This is a genomic window from Vicinamibacterales bacterium (assembly GCA_035699745.1).
Lineage (GTDB): Bacteria > Acidobacteriota > Vicinamibacteria > Vicinamibacterales > 2-12-FULL-66-21 > JAICSD01.
In genome coordinates this window covers 24,178-41,256 of the sequence record DASSPH010000016.1, presented here as the reverse complement: position 1 = coordinate 41,256, position 17,079 = coordinate 24,178, and the positions used below count along the sequence as shown (strand labels likewise).

At 68.2% G+C, this 17,079-nt stretch carries 17 protein-coding genes; 3 read left to right on the top strand and 14 right to left on the bottom strand.

Annotation, left to right across the window (positions count from 1 at the left end):
* The 3 genes from msrA to VFK57_02695 all read right to left on the bottom strand — a co-directional run bounded on the left by msrA (position 1) and on the right by VFK57_02695 (position 2,932).
* Positions 1-648, bottom strand: a complete 648-nt coding sequence (msrA, locus tag VFK57_02705; GenBank protein ID HET7694590.1) for a peptide-methionine (S)-S-oxide reductase MsrA — start codon at positions 646-648, stop codon at positions 1-3.
* A gap of 19 nt (positions 649-667) precedes the next feature.
* Positions 668-1,759 (bottom strand): hypothetical protein, encoded by a 1,092-nt coding sequence (locus VFK57_02700; GenBank protein ID HET7694589.1) that lies wholly within the window; start codon positions 1,757-1,759, stop codon positions 668-670.
* 132 nt (positions 1,760-1,891) lie between these two features.
* Positions 1,892-2,932 (bottom strand): SPFH and helix-turn-helix domain-containing protein, encoded by a 1,041-nt coding sequence (locus tag VFK57_02695; GenBank protein ID HET7694588.1) that lies wholly within the window; start codon positions 2,930-2,932, stop codon positions 1,892-1,894.
* A 22-nt stretch (positions 2,933-2,954) separates the two neighbouring features.
* Between VFK57_02695 and VFK57_02690 the strand changes: the two genes are divergently transcribed.
* A complete protein-coding gene (locus VFK57_02690) occupies positions 2,955-3,683 on the top strand; it encodes a zinc ribbon domain-containing protein (protein ID HET7694587.1) in 729 nt (242 codons plus the stop codon).
* A 10-nt stretch (positions 3,684-3,693) separates the two neighbouring features.
* On the opposite strand, the gene msrB is transcribed toward VFK57_02690, so the two are convergent.
* From msrB to VFK57_02655, 7 genes are all read right to left on the bottom strand, one after another.
* The gene (msrB, locus tag VFK57_02685; GenBank protein ID HET7694586.1) at positions 3,694-4,092 is read right to left on the bottom strand and encodes a peptide-methionine (R)-S-oxide reductase MsrB; all 399 of its coding nucleotides are present in this window, start codon (positions 4,090-4,092) and stop codon (positions 3,694-3,696) included.
* Positions 4,093-4,127: 35 nt separating this feature from the next.
* A complete protein-coding gene (locus VFK57_02680; GenBank protein ID HET7694585.1) occupies positions 4,128-5,660 on the bottom strand; it encodes an AsmA-like C-terminal region-containing protein in 1,533 nt (510 codons plus the stop codon).
* 12 nt (positions 5,661-5,672) lie between these two features.
* Entirely contained in the window at positions 5,673-6,977 is a 1,305-nt protein-coding gene (locus VFK57_02675; protein ID HET7694584.1) for an MATE family efflux transporter, read from the bottom strand.
* A 138-nt stretch (positions 6,978-7,115) separates the two neighbouring features.
* Positions 7,116-7,994, bottom strand: coding sequence for a neutral zinc metallopeptidase (locus tag VFK57_02670; GenBank protein ID HET7694583.1), 879 nt, complete (start codon positions 7,992-7,994; stop codon positions 7,116-7,118).
* A gap of 60 nt (positions 7,995-8,054) precedes the next feature.
* Complete coding sequence (locus tag VFK57_02665) at positions 8,055-8,948, bottom strand: VOC family protein (GenBank protein HET7694582.1); 894 nt, start codon at positions 8,946-8,948, stop codon at positions 8,055-8,057.
* Between the two features lie 14 nt (positions 8,949-8,962).
* A complete protein-coding gene (wecB, locus tag VFK57_02660) occupies positions 8,963-10,051 on the bottom strand; it encodes a UDP-N-acetylglucosamine 2-epimerase (non-hydrolyzing) (protein HET7694581.1) in 1,089 nt (362 codons plus the stop codon).
* Positions 10,052-10,059: 8 nt separating this feature from the next.
* Positions 10,060-10,692, bottom strand: a complete 633-nt coding sequence (locus tag VFK57_02655; GenBank protein HET7694580.1) for a hypothetical protein — start codon at positions 10,690-10,692, stop codon at positions 10,060-10,062.
* Positions 10,693-10,782: 90 nt separating this feature from the next.
* On the opposite strand from VFK57_02655, the gene VFK57_02650 reads away from it, so the two are divergent.
* Complete coding sequence (locus VFK57_02650) at positions 10,783-11,322, top strand: outer membrane beta-barrel protein (protein HET7694579.1); 540 nt, start codon at positions 10,783-10,785, stop codon at positions 11,320-11,322.
* On the opposite strand, the gene VFK57_02645 is transcribed toward VFK57_02650, so the two are convergent.
* Genes VFK57_02645 through VFK57_02635 form a run of 3 tightly spaced genes read right to left on the bottom strand, consistent with a single transcriptional unit; the run spans position 11,307 to position 14,907 of the window.
* The gene (locus VFK57_02645; GenBank protein ID HET7694578.1) at positions 11,307-12,221 is read right to left on the bottom strand and encodes a xanthine dehydrogenase family protein subunit M; all 915 of its coding nucleotides are present in this window, start codon (positions 12,219-12,221) and stop codon (positions 11,307-11,309) included. The genes VFK57_02650 and VFK57_02645 overlap by 16 nt on opposite strands.
* On the bottom strand, positions 12,218-12,679 hold the full coding sequence (locus tag VFK57_02640; protein ID HET7694577.1) for a (2Fe-2S)-binding protein: 462 nt from the start codon (positions 12,677-12,679) through the stop codon (positions 12,218-12,220). The genes VFK57_02645 and VFK57_02640 overlap by 4 nt, the downstream gene beginning before the upstream one ends.
* Positions 12,676-14,907: a xanthine dehydrogenase family protein molybdopterin-binding subunit gene (locus VFK57_02635; GenBank protein HET7694576.1), complete on the bottom strand. Its 2,232-nt coding sequence runs from the start codon at positions 14,905-14,907 to the stop codon at positions 12,676-12,678. Before VFK57_02635 ends, VFK57_02640 begins: the two co-directional genes overlap by 4 nt.
* 60 nt (positions 14,908-14,967) lie before the next feature.
* On the opposite strand from VFK57_02635, the gene VFK57_02630 reads away from it, so the two are divergent.
* Positions 14,968-16,182: a hypothetical protein gene (locus VFK57_02630; GenBank protein HET7694575.1), complete on the top strand. Its 1,215-nt coding sequence runs from the start codon at positions 14,968-14,970 to the stop codon at positions 16,180-16,182.
* A gap of 77 nt (positions 16,183-16,259) precedes the next feature.
* On the opposite strand, the gene VFK57_02625 is transcribed toward VFK57_02630, so the two are convergent.
* Entirely contained in the window at positions 16,260-17,057 is a 798-nt protein-coding gene (locus tag VFK57_02625; GenBank protein ID HET7694574.1) for a urate hydroxylase PuuD, read from the bottom strand.
* Positions 17,058-17,079 lie beyond the last annotated feature (22 nt).

The following is a 17,079-nucleotide window of genomic DNA, read 5'->3' as shown; positions in this document are numbered from 1 at the left end:
TCAGGCCTTGACGTTCACGCCGACCTGACACGCCACGCCGGTGCCGCCGATGCCGCAGTAGCCGTCCGGGTTCTTCGACAGGTACTGCTGGTGGTAGTCCTCGGCGAAGTAGAACTCCGGCGCCGGGAGAATCTCCGTCGTGATCGCACCGAAACCAGCCCTGGTGAGCGCGCGCTGATACTCGTCGCGCGATCGCTCTGCCGCGGTCCGCTGCGCCTCGTCGAAGTAGTAGACGCCGGACCGGTACTGCGTACCGACGTCGTTCCCCTGCCGCATCCCCTGCGTCGGGTCGTGATTCTCCCAGAACACCTTCAGCAGCTCGTCGTAGGAGACGTTCCTCGGATCGAAGACGACCTGCACGACCTCGTTGTGGCCCGTCATGCCGGTGCAGACTTCGCGGTACGTCGGATTCCGGGTGAAGCCGGCCGCGTAGCCCACCGCGGTCGAGTAGACCCCGGGGAGCTGCCAGAACTTCTTCTCCGCGCCCCAGAAGCACCCGAGGCCGAACAGGGCTTTCTCCGTCCCTTCGGGGTAGGGCCCTTCGATCGTCGCGTTCAGCACGTGGTGCCTGGGCGGCACCGGCATCTTCTCCGCCCGTCCCTCGATGGCGTCCGCGGCGGTGGGCATCTTCGTCTTGTTGAACAGCATGGGATCTCTTTCGGCAGGTCTACTGGTCGCCTTGCGCCAGCAACACAATGATCAGAACAATGATAATCCCCACGACGAGGAAGAACACCTTCCAGAAGCTCTTCGGGTACTCGCCGGTCATCCGGCCGGTGGCGCCATTCACGAGCACGTGAAACGTGCGCGCGCCGTAGGTGTAGGTGAGCAGCCACACCGGCACCAGAATGTGCTTGAAGGTCTGCGCCGAGAACGTCGGGTGGATCACCAGGTTGCGGCAGGTATCGCCGGGGACCTGCGCGGCGCAGAGCTCCTCGAGCTTCTCGCGCATCGACTCTTCCGACGCCTTGGCCGCATCGAGCAGCACCACCTGGTAGTGCTCGACGACGAATCCCGAGAGATAGGCGGTGTCGTACGGCACCAGCTCGTTGGTCGGAAACGGTTCGACGCCGGCCAGCAGAGATCGGGCGATCCCGTGCGTCCCGGGAATCGGCTCGTCGTCGAAAAAGTGATTGACGACGCCGGATGCCGGCTCCCAGCGGACGTGGCGCACCTGCCGCGTCTGCATCTGCCCCTTGTTGTCGCGATACGTTTCGGTCGTGTAGTAGTAGTGCCCCGCGTCCGCTTCCCAGGGACACACGACCTGGGCGTCGAACGTCCAGTAGGGGATGTAGACACCCTTGACCGTATCGACCAGCGCGCGTGACTTGAGACTGCCGGGCGCCAGCCACTTGCTCTTGTACCAGCGCCGGATCTGCTCCCGGACCGCAGTGTCGGCGACCCGGAAGGGCAGCAGGCTCTGCGGACGGATCGGCGACTTGATCTCCTTGTAGTCCACCAGCGCCGGCGAGCCGCAGAACTCGCAGCGCTGCCCCACGCGCTCGGGATCGAAGACCGACACCGCCTTGCAGCTCTGACACTGCACGGTGCGCTTCTCCGCCTGCCACCCGCGGGCATCCTCCGGAATCTCGCGCAGCGCGCGCACGAGATCCAGCTCCTGAATCTCGCCCGCCGGCGTGATGGTGTAGGGAGATTCGGTGCCGCAGAAGGGACAGACGAGCTTCTGCTTGCCTGGATTCCACTCGGCCTGCGCGCCGCAGGCCGGGCAGGGATGTTTCTCGAGGGCTGAAACAGGCATCGGGGATTTGGAAATTTGGGAATCTGGAAATTTGGGAATCTAAGCGGCCGCTTCCTCAGATTTCCCGATCACCCGATCACCCGATCACCCGATGACCCGATCGCCCGATGATCCGATCGCCCGATGATCCGATTACTTTGCAAGGTAGTCGTCGATCGCGGACCGTTTGATCCGCCAGGTCGATCCGATCTTCTTGCCCACCAGCTCGCCGGATTCGAGGACGTGCTGGACGTCCGTCTCGCTCACGCCGAGCAGCTGCGCCGCTTCGGCGGTGGAGAGCAGGTCCACCGTTCCGGCGCCCGCGGCAGACTTCGCGGCCGTCGGAGCCGTGAGCCCCTGCTGGATCATCTGTTGCGCCATCGCCAGGCCGACCGCCATCTCGGTCGCCGCGCCGCCCGCGCTGCCGCCCTTCTCCATGCCCTGGGCCATCTGAAACTTCACGTAGTCGTTCAGATTGCCGACCGCCGCCATGCTGGAGCGCTTGTCGACCGCCTGCTCCACCTCCGGCGGCACCGACACGTTCTCGACGATGAAGCTCGGCATCTCGATGCCGTACTTGGCCTGGATGACCGGATTGATCAGCGGCAGCAGCGCCTCGCCCAGCTCGGTGTAGCGGCTCGCCACGTCGAACACCGGAATCTTCGCCGTCGCCAGCGCGTCGGCGAACACGCTCACGATCCGGGAGCGCATGGTGTCGGCGAACTCGTCGAGGCGGAAGTTCTGGTCCGATCCGGCGACGTCCTTGAGAAACCGCCTGGCGTCGACGATCCGGAAGTCGAACGTCCCGAAGGCGCGCACGCGGACGATGCCGAGATCCTCGTCGCGCATCATCACCGGGTTGGAGGTCCCCCACTTGTTGCCGGTGAAGAGGCGGGTGTTGAGATAGTAGACATCCGCCTTGAACGGCGAGTTGAAGCCGTACTTCCACGACTTCAGCCTGGTGAGGACCGGGATGTTGTCGGTGGTGAGCGTGTGCTTGCCGGGTCCGAAGGTGTCGCCGAACTCGCCGAGGTAGACGAACTGCACCTGCTGCGACTCGCGGACGATCAGCTGGGCGCCGTTCTTGATCGCCTTGTCATCGTCCGGAAAGCGGAACGAGAGCGTGTCGCGCGAGTCGTCCGTCCATTCGATGACGTCGATCAGCTCGCCTTTGATGAAGTCCATCAATCCCATAATGGCGCTATTCTAGCCGACCATGGCACCTGACGCCCGAGCGTTGCATTGCCCGAACTGCGGCGGACCGGCAGGCCCCGGGGACGCGGCCTGCCGCTACTGCAAGGCGGCTCTCGCGACGGTCAGCTGTCCGAGCTGCTTCGCTCTGATGTTCGACGGGGCGGTCTACTGCCCGTCGTGCGGCGCGCGCCGCGCGAGGACGTCGGCGTCGGAGCGGCACGCGCCGTGCCCGGCGTGCAAGGGGGTCATGCGCGAGCTGGAGATTGGCGACACCGTGCTGCTCGAATGCGAGCGGTGCCATGCCGCCTGGGTGGACGCGAAGACGTTCGAACACATCTGCGCCAGCAACGAGGCGCAGGCGGCGGTGCTGCACCGATGGACCGAGGGCGAGCGTTCACCGGGTGCGGCGGCAAAGCCAGGGACAGAGGCCGGCGTCCGCTACCGGAAATGTGTGGCCTGCGGGACGATGATGAACCGCCTCAATTTCGGGCGTCTGTCGGGAACGATCGTCGACGTCTGCCGCGGGCACGGCACGTTCCTGGACGCCGGCGAGCTGCACCGCATCGTGCGCTTCATCCAGGGCGGCGGCCTCGATCGCGCGCGCCAGCGGCAGATCGACGATCTGAAGGAGCAGGAGGACCGCCTGCGCCGGGCGCAGATGGCACGCCCCGCGCCGGCGGGAGACTTCGACTACGACGCGTGGACGCGCGCCGACATCCAGAGATTGTTCGATCAGCTGCGTCGAAGCTGAGAGCGAACGCCTACCTGGGCGTGAAGTTCAGCACCGCACCGTTGATGCAGTACCGCTGGCCCGTCGGGGGAGGGCCGTCGGGAAAGACGTGGCCGAGATGGCCGCCGCACTGCGAGCAGTGGACCTCGGTGCGCGTCATCCCGTAGCTGCGATCCACGGTGGTGCCGATGGCGCCGGGATTGGGGGCGACGAAACTGGGCCAGCCGGTCCCCGACTCGAACTTGGTGTCGTTGGTGAACAGCTCCTGGCCGCAGCCGGCGCACGAGAACGTCCCCGCCCGCTTCTCGGTGAGCAGCGCACAGCTCCCCGGCCGCTCCGTCGCATGCCCGCGCAGAATCTGGTACTGCTCGGGCGTCAGGATTCGCCGCCATTCCTCGTCGGTCTTCTCGACCGGATATCGTTCGCTCATGGTTCTCCCAGGATAAGCCGGCTGCGCACTGCGTCCTACTTAAACACCTTCCCCCAGTCCATGCCGAACTTCGGCTGCTCGCGGGGGCCCTTGATGGTGATGGGGATCACCGCCCCTTTGCCGTTCTTGCGGAAGATCGGGTCGAACGGCTTGAGGAAGAATCCCTTGATGCCGCCGCCGGCCGCCTTCGAGATCGGCGCGTCCATGTTGAGCGTGCCGGTGAAATCGAGATACTCGCTGCGCAGCCCGTAGACGCCGCGGACCTCGACGTCGGCGCCGGGAACGTCGAAGCCGAACGGATGGAAGCGCATCATGCCGTCGCGCAGCGTGAAGCGGCCGCGCATGTCGGAGTCGATGCGGCCGATCGGGTCGGTCGGCGTCTTGCCCTGCGCGCGGCGGCTCAGCATCTTGATCTGCTCCTGCACGTCGCGGTCCGTGAAGTGGGCATTCTCGAGCGCGAACCGGCCGTTGAGGCTCAAGCGGTCCGCGACCGGCGACTCGCCGGGCGGCAGCACCAGCCTGGCTTCCATCGCGAGCCGTCCGAGCATCACCGGCGTCTTCGCCTTGACGGCGAGCCGCAACACGTCCTGGATGCGCCCGTCCGCGATCCTGACGTCGAGATTGATGTGCCGTCCCTTGACGCCGGGCTGGGACTCGATCGCGCCGGCGGCGGCAATCGGCGTCTTGTCGAGCATCGCGTCGACCTGCTTCAGATACGTGTTGCCGTTGGTGCCGTCCACCACGGTCTGGAACGTCGTCACGAGCGGCACCGGGACCCCGCCCACGTCGAGCGTGAAATCAGGCGTGTCGGTCGTGCCCTTCACCTGGATCTCTTCCAGGTAGCCGGCGAACTCGCCGGTGGACGTCAGCGTGCCGCCGATGCCTTTGATCGTGTTCAGATCGGCGCGTTCGAACTTGTAGGTGCCGCTGAGCGGCGTCAGTCCCGGCTCGCGCTTCCGCCACGGCCCGAACGTGCCCTGGGTCGCGATGTCCCCTTTCGGGATCGGATTGGTCAGCGTGGCCAGGAAGGGCATCGCCCGGTTGAACCCGACGGACTGCAGGTCGAGATGATGAATCGTCCAGACCTTCGGCTCCTTGCGCGGATCTCTCGGCACGATGACGAGCTGCGCATCACGCGCGATGACGTGATCGATGAGGACCGGCCCTTCGTCCACGGTTGCGGCCGCCCGGCTGCCGGCCTCCTTGTCGTCCGGCGTGCGCGGCGGGATCGTGATCCGCAGGCCGACCAGTTCCACGAACGTGAAGCGCCGCTGCTTCCGCAGCAGACCGAGAATGCCGCCGGCGACCTCGAAGTGCCGGATTTCGATGAACGGCGCCGCCTGCTGCTGATCCTTCAGCCGCAGCCTCAGATTGTCGCCATAGATGCGGAGCGTCGGGAACGAGTCGACGGTGAAGCTCTCGAGCTCCACCTGCGCATCGAGCTGATCGTTCAACGTCTCGATCAGCTTCTTCTGCAGAACCGGCGCGCGCGACACCGCCGTCAGCGCGATCCACAGGCCGACGAGGACGCCCCCGACGATGCCGATGAACCAGCGGGCCGGCTTCATATGGCAGTCAGCTCACACCCCCACGGCGATGGTCTTCCACCGGCCCTGGTGAAAACGCGCGGTGGAGAGCACGCAGCGGGTGAAATGGCCGAGCAGGATGGCCAGCCAGATCCACGAGGCCTGCAGCTGGCCGGTGGCCTGGAGATAGAAGCACAACCCCAGCGGCACGACGACCTGCGCGATCAAGGTGATGAACAGCGGGCTCCGCGTATCGCCGGTCCCCTGCAGGCCGCCGGTGTAGGTCAGCGCGACGGTGATGAAGAGTCCGGAGACGCTCAAGTAGCGAAGCAGCTCGCGGCCGATCCGGACGACGGTCGGATCGCTGAGACCGAAGGCGGCGAGCAGGTGATCGGCGCCGACCAGGAAGATCAACCCGATGGTTCCGGCGATCGCCAGCCCGAATCGCGCCGCGACCTGCACCCCTTCGACGCTGCGATGCGGGTGACCCGCCCCGAGGTTCTGCCCCGCGATCGTCGCCGCCGCGCTCATCAATCCGACCGACGTCCACGTGATGAACGCGAACAGCTCGGTGTAGCACACCGCAAACGCCGCCTGCACTTCGGCGCTGTGCTCGAGCGACCCCATGAAGCGCAGCAGCAGCACCCCGGCGACGTTCATCGCCACCCCCTGCACCCCGGCCGGGAGCCCGAACTTGAACAACGACCGGATGATCTGCCAGTCGGGCGCGCGCGGCACGCCCCGCAGGCTGACCACCACGCGGCCGCTCGCCATCAGCCACAGCGCGTAGCCGGACGCGACCGCCGAGGCGATCGACGTCCCCAGCGCCGCCCCCTGCGCGCCGAATCCCGGGATCGGTCCGAGACCGCGGATCAGAATCATGTTGAGCCCGACGTTCAGCCCGACGATCCACATGCCGATGCGCAGCCCGGTGCGCGGATCCCCGGCGGCGCGCAGCGCGCCGGCGATCATGAAGTACAGCAGCTGCCCGATGCTGCACACGAACATCGTCCGCAGATAGGGCAGCGCCCCGGCGCGGACCTCGGGCGACGCGTGCACCAGCTCCAGCAGCGACGGCGACAGCACGTACCCGATGGGCGCGAGCACGCCGAGCGCGAGCACCACGGCGGTGAGGAACGCCTGGTAGACGACCCGGTTCACCTTGTCGTGGTCGTTCGCGCCGGCGAAGCGCGCGACGAGCACCCCCATGCCGGTGAACAGCGACGAGATGAACACCACCACGACGAGGAAGATCTGCCACCCGACGCCGATCGCGGCGTTGCCGGTGAACCCGACGTAGTGACCGACCATGACGTGATCGACGATCCCCTGGAGACCGCCGATCATGTTCTGGATCACCGTGGGCCACGCCAGCCGCCACACGGCGCGCGAGATGGGACCTTCGACGATCGACCGATCGAATCGCTTGGCGTTCTGAATCCTGCGATCTTAACTGATCCGAGGTGCGCATCCCCGGACTCCCTCGCCCGCGATCCGCTATCTGAACGTGTCGCAGGCTCCCGGGTCGCCGGAGTCGAAGCCGCGCTTGAACCAGGTCATGCGCTGTTCGGACGATCCGTGCGTGAACTTCTCCGGCATCACGCGCCCGGTGCCGAGCTTCTGCAGGCGGTCGTCCCCGATCGCGGCCGCCGCGCCGAGCGCTTCCTCGAGATCCCCCGGATCCAGCTCGACGCTCCCGGCGGCGGCGCGCCCCGGCTTCGCCGCGTCGTGCCCCCACACCCCGGCGTAGCAGTCCGCCTGCAGCTCGAGCCGCACCGACAGCGCGTTCGCGCTGCCCGGGTCGGAACGCTGCATCTGGCGGACCTGCCCTTCGGCGCCGGTGATCGCCTGGACGTGATGGCCGATCTCGTGCGCCAGCACGTACGCCTGCGCGAAGTCACCCGGGGCGCCGAACCGCCGCTGCAGCTCCTCGAAGAATCCGAGATCGAGATAGACCTTGCGATCGCCGGGACAATAGAACGGTCCGGTCGCCGCGCCGGCATAGCCGCACGCCGACTGAATCGCGTCGCGGAAGAGCACCACGCGCGTCGGTTGATAGCGGGACCCGAGCTTCTCCGTCCAGGTCTGCTGCGCGTCGCGCGCGATCGCATCCACCATGTCGACCATCCGCTCCTCGGCCGGCGTGGTCCTCACCGGCGCGCCGCCGGAAGTGCCCACCGCGCTGGAGTCGGGCGGTGACGAGCCCCCGCCCCCCAGCATGGAAAAGAAGTCCACCCCGGTGAACATGCTGAGCAGCAGGATGACGATGAAACCGCCGATGCCGAGGCCGCCGACGCCGAGCGGGATCATCCCGCGTCCACCCGAGCGGCCCCGCAAATCCTCGATGTTGCTGCGATCCCCGGCGCTCCAGCGCATCAGCACCTCCGCCGCGGTAGGTTAGCACTCGGCGTGCCAGCGCCTCAGTCGCGCCGCACCTCAGCCGTTGAACTGCTTGAGCAGCTTCTTGACGTCCCCGTGCGCCAGCACGACGGCGGGCTGCCGCTGGATGGCCTCGAAGTAGCGCCGCGCGAACGGTTCGCCGCTCTCGGACGGAATCAGCAGGCGATCGATCTGCTCGATGGCGGCGCGCGCTTCCTGCGCCGTGGCCTTGGCGTCCGGCGCCGTCATCTCGTCGATGCGGACGATCAGCTCGGAAATCTGATGCAGCCAGGCGAACCACGGATCGTGGATCACCAGCTGCAGCAGCGCGCCGGTCGATCCGATCCGGCCGCGATCCATCTCGTAGGCGCTCTTGGCGTCGTCCAGCAGCGCCTTGTGCAGCGCCAGCAGGCGGGTGCGCAGCTCCGCCAGCTGCGTTCGCGCCGGCGGCGGCAGGGCATGGCTTCCCTGCGCCTCGGCGAGCAGCGCATCCACGTCGAGCCGCTCCGTCGTCATGCGCAGCGATCCATCCGCCGCGCGCGGCCACTCCGAGCGCGGGCGATCGCGATAGAGCTCGAGGCCGTTGCCGTCGGGATCGCGCAGATACAGCGCTTCACTGACGCCGTGATCGGATGCCCCTTCGAGCGGGATGCGCGCGTCGACCAGACGGCGCAGCGCCTGGGCCAGGGCGGCGCGATCCGGGTAGCGGATCGCCACGTGGTACAGGCCGGTCGCTCCCGGCGGCGGAGGAGACCCGTTCCGGCTCTCCCAGGTATTCAGTCCGATGTGATGGTGATAGCCGCCGGCACTGAGGAACGCGGCCTGCTGACCCATCCGTGTCGTGAGCTCGAAGCCGAGCACGCCTGAATAGAACGCCAGCGCGCGGTCGAGATCAGCGACCTTGAGGTGGACGTGCCCGATGTCTACCCGGGGATCGATGGGATCGGCCATGCCCTAATCATCGCTCACATCGTCGTCAGGACATCCGCGATCCGCTCGCCGGCGCGGCCGTCCCACAGCTCCGGCACGCGTCCCTGCTTGCCGTTCCCCTCGAGCACGCGCTGCACTTCGCGCTGCAGCTTCACCGTGTCGCTGCCGAGCAGTTGATTGGTGCCGACCGTGACCGTGATCGGCCGCTCGGTGTTCGCCCGCATCGTCAGACAGGGAATGCCGAGATAGGTGGTCTCTTCCTGAATTCCGCCCGAGTCGGTGACGACCACCGCCGCGTGCCGCTGCAGGCCGAGAAACGGCAGGTAGGTCAGCGGCTCGGAGAGAACCGTGCGTTCGTGCGGAATGGAGAACCGCGCGATCCGCTCGCGCGTGCGCGGGTGCACCGGGAAGATCACCGGCGCCTGCTTCGCGATGTTCTCGAGCGCGGCCATCAGCCGCGCGAGCACCTGCGGGTCGTCGACGTTGGAAGGGCGATGGAGGGTGACCAGCACGAACGGCCGCGCGCCGCTGCCGCGCAGCAGATCGAACTGCCGGAGCTGCGCCTCGCCGTCCGCAACCGGCAGGAGCCGGATCAAGGTGTCGATCATCACGTTGCCGACGCGGTGGATCGACGCCGGATCCACGCCTTCGGCGATCAGGTTCGCGTCGCCGTCGGAGGACGGGGTCAGCAGCCACCGCGACAGCCGGTCGGTCACCAGCCGATTGATCTCCTCGGGCATCGATCGATCGCCGGACCGGAGCCCGGCTTCGACGTGGCCGACCGGCACCCCGAGCTTTGCCGCGACGAGGGTGGCCGCCATCGTCGAATTGACGTCGCCGTACACCAGGAGCACGTCCGGACGATGTTCCGTCATGTGCGCCTCCATGGCGATCATGACCTGCCCGGTCTGCTGCGCGTGCGTGCCGGACCCGACGCCGAGATTGACGTCGGGCTCGGGCTGTCCGAGCTCGCGCAGGATGTTGTCGGACATCACCGCGTCGTAGTGCTGGCCGGTGTGGACGACGCTCTGGGGCACGCCCCGTGCCGCGAGCGCCCGGAACACGGGCGCGACCTTCATGAAATTCGGACGTGCTCCGACGACGTGCAGAATCTTGGCTGACAATGTCCCTCTCAACGGACGATGACCCGCTTGCGGAACGATCCGGATGGATCGGGGTCGGACTCGATCGACACCAGCGCGCCGCCGGCGCCGTATGTGAGCCGGCGATCGGGGCGGCCGTCGGCGTTCTCGTCGCGCGCGACCGTCTTGACGACGCCGCTTTCGTAGGTTTCCCATTGATCGACGCGGCCGTCGGCGTTGGTGTCCGCCTCGGATCGCGTGATGGCGCCGCGCGCGTAGAACTCGCGGCGATCGATCTTCGCCTCGTCGCCGGTCGACGAGCTCTCGACCCGCTCGACCTCGCCGTCCGGCCCTGAGAAGGCCCACGCGTCAGGCGCGCCGCTCTGACGGCGCGAGAATCCGACCTTCGCGAGGGCGCCGGACGCGTCGTAATACTCCCAGCGGTCGATCCGTCCGTCTTCGTCGCGATCGATCCGCGATCGCACGGGACGGGCGCCGTCCATCTCCGTCCACGTGTCGATCGTGCCGTTCCGGTTGGCGTCGTAGGTGAGCTCTTTCAGCCTGCCTGTCGCCTTGTCGTAGGTGGGGCGGGTGGTCTCCCTGGCGCGGGCGTGCCCCGAATCGGAGCACGCGGGGCAGGCGAGTGCCGCGCAAAGCAGGACGGGGACTGACAGGCTCCTCAACGGTGTTCGGATTATACCGACACAAATGTGACGAAACGCCAAACCGTGCTCGTGGCGTATCCGTCGTAGACAACAGAGGAGGCGTATCGAATGCGCATCAGCCGGATTCTTCCATCAATGATGTTGTGCAGCGGACTCGCGGTGGCCGCGGCGAGCGCGCAGGAGCGCGGGGACGTTGGCATCACCATGGGTTTCCCGGCGTCGATCGGCGTGCTGTGGCACGCGACCGACACCGTCGCGATCCGTCCGGATCTGAGTTTCAGCGGGTCGTCCACCGATCCAGGGGATTCGAGCTCGTGGACGCTGGGCACCGGGGTGAGCGCGCTGATCTACATGGGCGAGGCGGAGAACGTCCGGACCTACTTCAGTCCCCGCCTCACCTATCAGCGCAGCAGCTTCTCCGTCGAGACGGCGATCGGCGGGGATACCACCCGGACGGCGAACGCGTGGGGCGTCTCCGGATCGTTCGGCGCCCAGTACACGCCCAACCGGCGCTTCGGCGTGTTCGGAGAGGTCGGATTCAGCTACTCGCGGTTGAAGACGGACACGGTGGCGTTCTCGACCGAAGGCACCGCGCACGGCTGGGGGACGCGCGCCGGGATCGGCGTCGTCTTCTATCCCGGCTCCTGACCCGCGGCGCGGCCGAGGAACTCTCGGAGGAGGTTCGCGGCGACGCGCGCGCGGTAGCGCGCGGTCGATCGCAGGTCGTCGATCGGCGCGATCTCCGAGAGAAGCGTGCGCTCGGCCGCGGCAACGGCGTCCATGTCGAGCGGCTGACCGCGGAGCTCGTCTTCGGTCCGAACGGCGCGGATCGCCGTCGGCGCGACGCTGCCGAGGGCGATCCGCACCTCCTGCACGGCGCCCGCTTCGACTCGAATCGTGCCGGCGAAACAGACCTTGGAGATCGCCTGCGCCCGGCGCGTGCCGACCTTGCGGTAGTAGCTGACGCTTCCCTCGCCAGCGCCGGAGAACAATCCCGAGGCCGCGTGCGTCCCGATCCGCGGCGGCAGATGGATGCGCGCGATCAGCTCGCCGGGTGCGAGGTCCATCTGCTTGTAGCCGCGGTGGAACCCGGCGTAGGGAACGCGGCGCGAGCCCGAGGCCGACGCGATCTCCAGCTCCGCGTCGTAGACGAGCAGCACGGGCGGCGTATCGGCGGCGGGCGAGGCGTTGGCGATGTTGCCGCCGATCGTGCCGCGGTTCTGCGTCGCGATCCCGCCGGTCTCTCTCGCCGCGGCGCCGAGCAGCGGGTAGTCGCGGGCGAGCCGGACGGAGTCGCGGATCTGCGTGTAGGTGGTGAGCGCGCCGATCGCGACGCCGCCGTTGGATCCGTCGGCGATGCCCTGGAGCTCGCGGCAGTGCTGCAGACTGACGTAGCGTCCCGGCGGCAGGTGGCCTGCTTCGAGCACGACCATCAGATCGGTGCCGCCGGCGAACGGACGCGCGTCCGGGTGCCGCGCGAGATCGTCGAGCGCCTCGCCCAGCGACGCCGGCACCGTCAGCGCGTAGTCCTCGAGCCGCGGGATCATTGCCGGCGTGACGCTTCGAGCACCGCCTCGAAGATGCGCAGGTAGCCGGTGCACCGGCACAGGTTTCCGGCCAGCGCGGCATGGATCTCGTCCTCGGTCGGCTCGGGGTTGCGCGACAGCAGTTCGTGCGCGGCCAGCACCATGCCGGGCGTGCAGATGCCGCACTGCGCGCCGCCGTGCTCGAGAAACGCCTCCTGCACTTCGTGCAGCGTGTCGCCGGAGGCGAGCCCTTCGATCGTGGTGATCGACGCGCCGGCCGCATGCGCGGCCGGCGTCAGACAGCTGTTCACCAGCATGCCGTCGAGCAGCACGCCGCAGGCGCCGCACTCCCCTTCGCCGCAGCCTTCCTTCGTGCCGGTGAGCCCGAGCCCGCGGATCACGTCGAGCAGCCGGGTCATCGGGTGCGCCTGGAGGTCGTACGGCGTCCCGTTGATGGTGCATCTGAGGCGCGAGGTCATACGCGCGCGTCCGCCGGTTCCGCCGCCATCATGAGACGCTCCGGCGTCAGCGGCAGCCGCCGCACGTCGACGCCCGTCGCATGCGCCACGGCGTTGAAGATCGCCGGCGCCGGACCGTCCATCGGCAGCTCGCCGATCCCCTTGGCGCCGCCGGGGCCGTGCCGGTACGGCACCTCGTCGAAGTAGACGCGGATCTCCGGCAGGTCGAGCGACGTCGGGATGATGTAGTTCGTCATCTGCGCATTCGCCATCCGGCCGTCGCGCCACACGACGTCCTCGTAGAGGGCCCAGCCGATGCCCTGCGCCACGCCGCCTTCGATCTGCCCCGCGGCCAGCGTCGGATTGATGACGCGTCCGACTTCCTGCACGGCGACGAAGTCGTCGACGCGCGTCTCCCAGGTCGTCATGTCCACGGACACCTCGGCGACGTACACCGCCCAGCCGTACGTGCCGTACGCGTCACCGAGGTACCGCTCGTCGTCCCACCTGAGTCCCGCGGGCGGCTTGTAGTGGCTGGTGTGGCGGAGGTTGCCGAACGCGGCGACGTAGCGGCGGCAGGCGGCGTGGAACTCGGCGCGCGTGTAGGTCGCCGGCAGCAGCCCGGCATCCACCAGCGAATGCTTCAGCGCGGTGGCGGCCGATTCCACCAGCTTGCCGACGACCATGCAGGTGCGGGACGCGACGGTGGGGCCGCTGTCGGGAACGACGGAGGTGTCAGGCTGCACGACCTCGACGTCGTCGCAGTCGATGCCCAGCGCCTCGGCGGCGATCTGGGAGAAGATCGTGTTCGTTCCCTGCCCGATCTCGGTGCTGGCCGCCAGCACGCGGATTCCTCCTTCGTGCGTCGCTTCGACCGACGCGGCCGACTGCAGGTGCACTTCACCGGAGCCGGTGAAGCCGGCGCCGTGCATGAAGCTCGCGAGGCCGATCCCCTTCTTGACGGTGCGGCCGTCGTTCTCGCGCGCGAACCGCTCGCGCTTCTTGCGGTAGCCGGACACCGCCATCGCCCGATCGAGCAGGCCGGACAGGTTCACCGGCTCCGCGATCGTCTGACCGACGGCGAGGGTATCGCCGCTGCGGATGAAGTTGCGGCGGCGGAACTCGTCGGGCGACAGGCCGGCGGCGGCGGCGACGCGATCCATGTGGCGCTCGAGCGCGAACAGGCTCTGCGGCGCGCCGAAGCCGCGGAACGCGCCGTGCGGCGGCACGTTGGTGGCGACGGCGCGTCCCTGGACGCGCACGTTGGGACAGGCGTACGGGCCGGCGGCGTGGATCGTGCCGCGCGACAGCACGACCGGCGACAGCGTGCAATACGCGCCGCCGTCGATCGTGAAGTCGATGTCCATGGCGAGGAGCGTTCCGTCGGGCGACACGGCGGTGCGGTGTCTCGTCCTCGACGGATGCCGCTTCGTCGTCGCCGCCATGTCTTCGCTGCGGCCGTAGATCATCTTGACCGGCCGTCCGGACTTCCAGGCGAGCAGCGCCGCATGCCCGGCGATCATGGACGGATACTCTTCCTTGCCGCCGAACCCGCCCCCGGTCTCCATCTGCACCACGCGGATGCGGTTTTCGGGCAGCCCGAACAGCGCCGCGAGCGCGTGGTGGATGTAGTACGGACACTGCATCGATCCCCAGACGGTGACGCGGCCGCGATCGGCGATCGCCAGCATCCCGTTCGGCTCGATGTAGAGCTGCTCCTGCGATCCGGTTTCGTACTCCCCCTCGACGATGAGCGCGCCGGATGCGAACGCCGCGTCGACGTCCCCTTTGACGACGGCGTAGCGCTTGAACACGTTGTCGGTGCCCCAGATGACCTCGCGCGCGGCGAGGGCGTCGTCGATCGTCAACACCGCCGGGAGCGGCTCGATCTCGACGGTGACGTGACGTCGCGCGTCGTCGGCGCGGGCGCGGTCGGGATGCGCGATGAGCGCGATCGGCTCTTCCGGATGATTGACGGCGTCGGACGCGAGATACGGCTGATCGTCGGTGATCAGCGTCACGCGGTTGCGGCCGGGGATGTCTGCCGCGGTCACGACGACGAACTCGTCCCAGGGCACGCGCGGATCGAAGCGGAGGCCGGCGATGCGGCCGCGAGCGGCCGGGCTGCGGACGGTGACGCCGTGCAGCACGCCGGCCGGCGACAGGTCGTCGACGTAGACGGCCTCGCCGGTGACTTTCGCGCGCCCTTCCTTGCGGCGGACGGGGCGGCCGATCTGGGGAGGCTCCACGATGGTGATTCTACCGTCACGCCGGCCTAAAGGCCGGGCTTGCTGGTGTACGTTGATACGGTGGACCACTCAGCCCATCGGCGGCAGCCGATTCACACGGTGTATGGCGGCGCGCATCTGTTCAAGGCGGACACGGCCTCGCGGCTGGGCGCGACGGCGCTGCGCGCGCTGGACGAGCATGCGCCTGACGCAGCGGCGCTCGCGCGCGCTCTCGGCATTGCGCCGTCGGCGGCCGAACGGGTCCATGTCCGGGTCCGCGAGAAGCTGCAGCGCGAGCCGGTCGAGGATTTCCGTCTCGACTTCGAGGACGGCTACGGCAACCGGCCCGATTCGGAGGAAGACGGCCACGCCCGGTCGGCGGCCTGCGAAGTCGCCGCGGCGGTGACGCGCGGCACCTCGCCGCCGTTCATCGGCATCCGGATCAAGAATCTCGGCGACGAGCTGCGCGAGCGGGCGCTGAGGACGGCGCACCTGTTCCTCGAGCGGCTGCTCGCCGAATCGGGCGGCGCCCTCCCGCCGAATTTCGTCGTGACGCTGCCGAAGATCACCGCGCGCGGTCAGGTGGCGCGCCTCGCGTCGGCGTTCGCCGCGTTCGAGCAGCGGCACGGGCTGTCCGAGCGCGCGCTGCGCATGGAGCTGATGGTCGAGACGCCGTTCTCGATCGTCGACGACCGGGGCGCCGTGAGCCTCCCGTCCCTGATCGGCGAAGGGGACGGCCGCGTGACGGCGGCGCACTTCGGCACCTACGACTACACCGCGTCGCTCGGCATCACCGCGGCGCACCAGCACATGCGCCATCCGGTGTGCGACTTCGCGCGCGGCGTCATGCAGGTCGCGCTCGCCGGCACCGGCGTCTGGCTGTCGGACGGGGCGACGAATGTGCTGCCGGTCGGCAAGGATCGGGACGCCATCCATCGCGCGTGGCGGCGGCATCACGACGACATCCGGCACTCGCTGACCAACGGGTTCTATCAGGGCTGGGATCTGCATCCGGCGCAGCTGGTCTCGCGCTACGCGACGGTCTACGCCTTCTTCGTCGAGGGCCTCGACGCCGCCTCGGAGCGGCTGCGCAACTTCATCGCCAGGGCGGCGCAGGCCACGCTCGTCGGCGACGTGTTCGACGATGCGGCGACCGGGCAGGGGCTGCTGAACTTCTTCCTGCGCGCGCTGAACTGCGGCGCGGTGGGTGAGGACGAGATCGGCGGGCTCACCGGCCTGACGCTGGACGAACTGCGCTCCGGCTCCTTCGTGACCATCGTCCGCGGCCGCCGCTGAAACGGGGACAGCCCCCTTTTTCAAAACCCCGCAAATATGCCAGGAAAATTGCGCGGAAAAAGGGGGCTGTCCCCATTTCAGCGGCGCAGCCAGGCCGCGGCGGCCCAGCCGACGAGGATCAGCGCGGCGAGAATCGGAATCGCGTAGCGATTCCCATACGTCGCCGTCGGATAGTGGTTGCTGATCATCACCAGCACGGTCGGGATCGCGAGAAACGTGTTGTGCATCGAACGGCGCTTCGCCCCGGCCGCGGCCGCCGGATCGAACGGCTCGCCGCGGACGCCGGCGGCGATCATCCGCCGCTGCGGCGGCAGGATGCGCATCCACACGTTGTTCACCATGATGACCCCGAACAACCCCCCGATGTGGATGTAGGTCGCGCGCGTGCTGAGCACCGCCGACAGCCCGGCGGCGATCGCGACGATGACGGCCAATCCGATCGCCCCGAACACCGCGGTGTGCTTCGCCAGCGGCGAACGCGCCAGCAGGTCATACACCGGCCAGCCGAAGAACAGCGTGCCGACGCCGATCGCCGAGGCCACCACCGGCGACACCGCCGGCTCGATCGGATCGACCATCAGCCCGCCGTGATAGTAGACGACGGTCATCAGCGCGAAGCCGCTGAGGAACGTGACCATCGCCTCCCAGCGGAACCAGTGCACCTGATCCGGCGCGACACCCAGCGACGTCTGCTTGACGACGGTGTAGAACCCGCCGCTGTGCACCATCCAGACGCCGGATCGCTCCTGCCCCGCCTCGAGCCGCCGCATCCGGCCGTCGAGCCAGGTGAAGTAGAAGGTCGAGCCGACCCACAGAATCGCGGCGACGACGTGGATCCAGCGGAAGATCAAGTTGAGCCATTCGGTGATGTTCATGGTCGGGCTCGAGGTTCGAGGA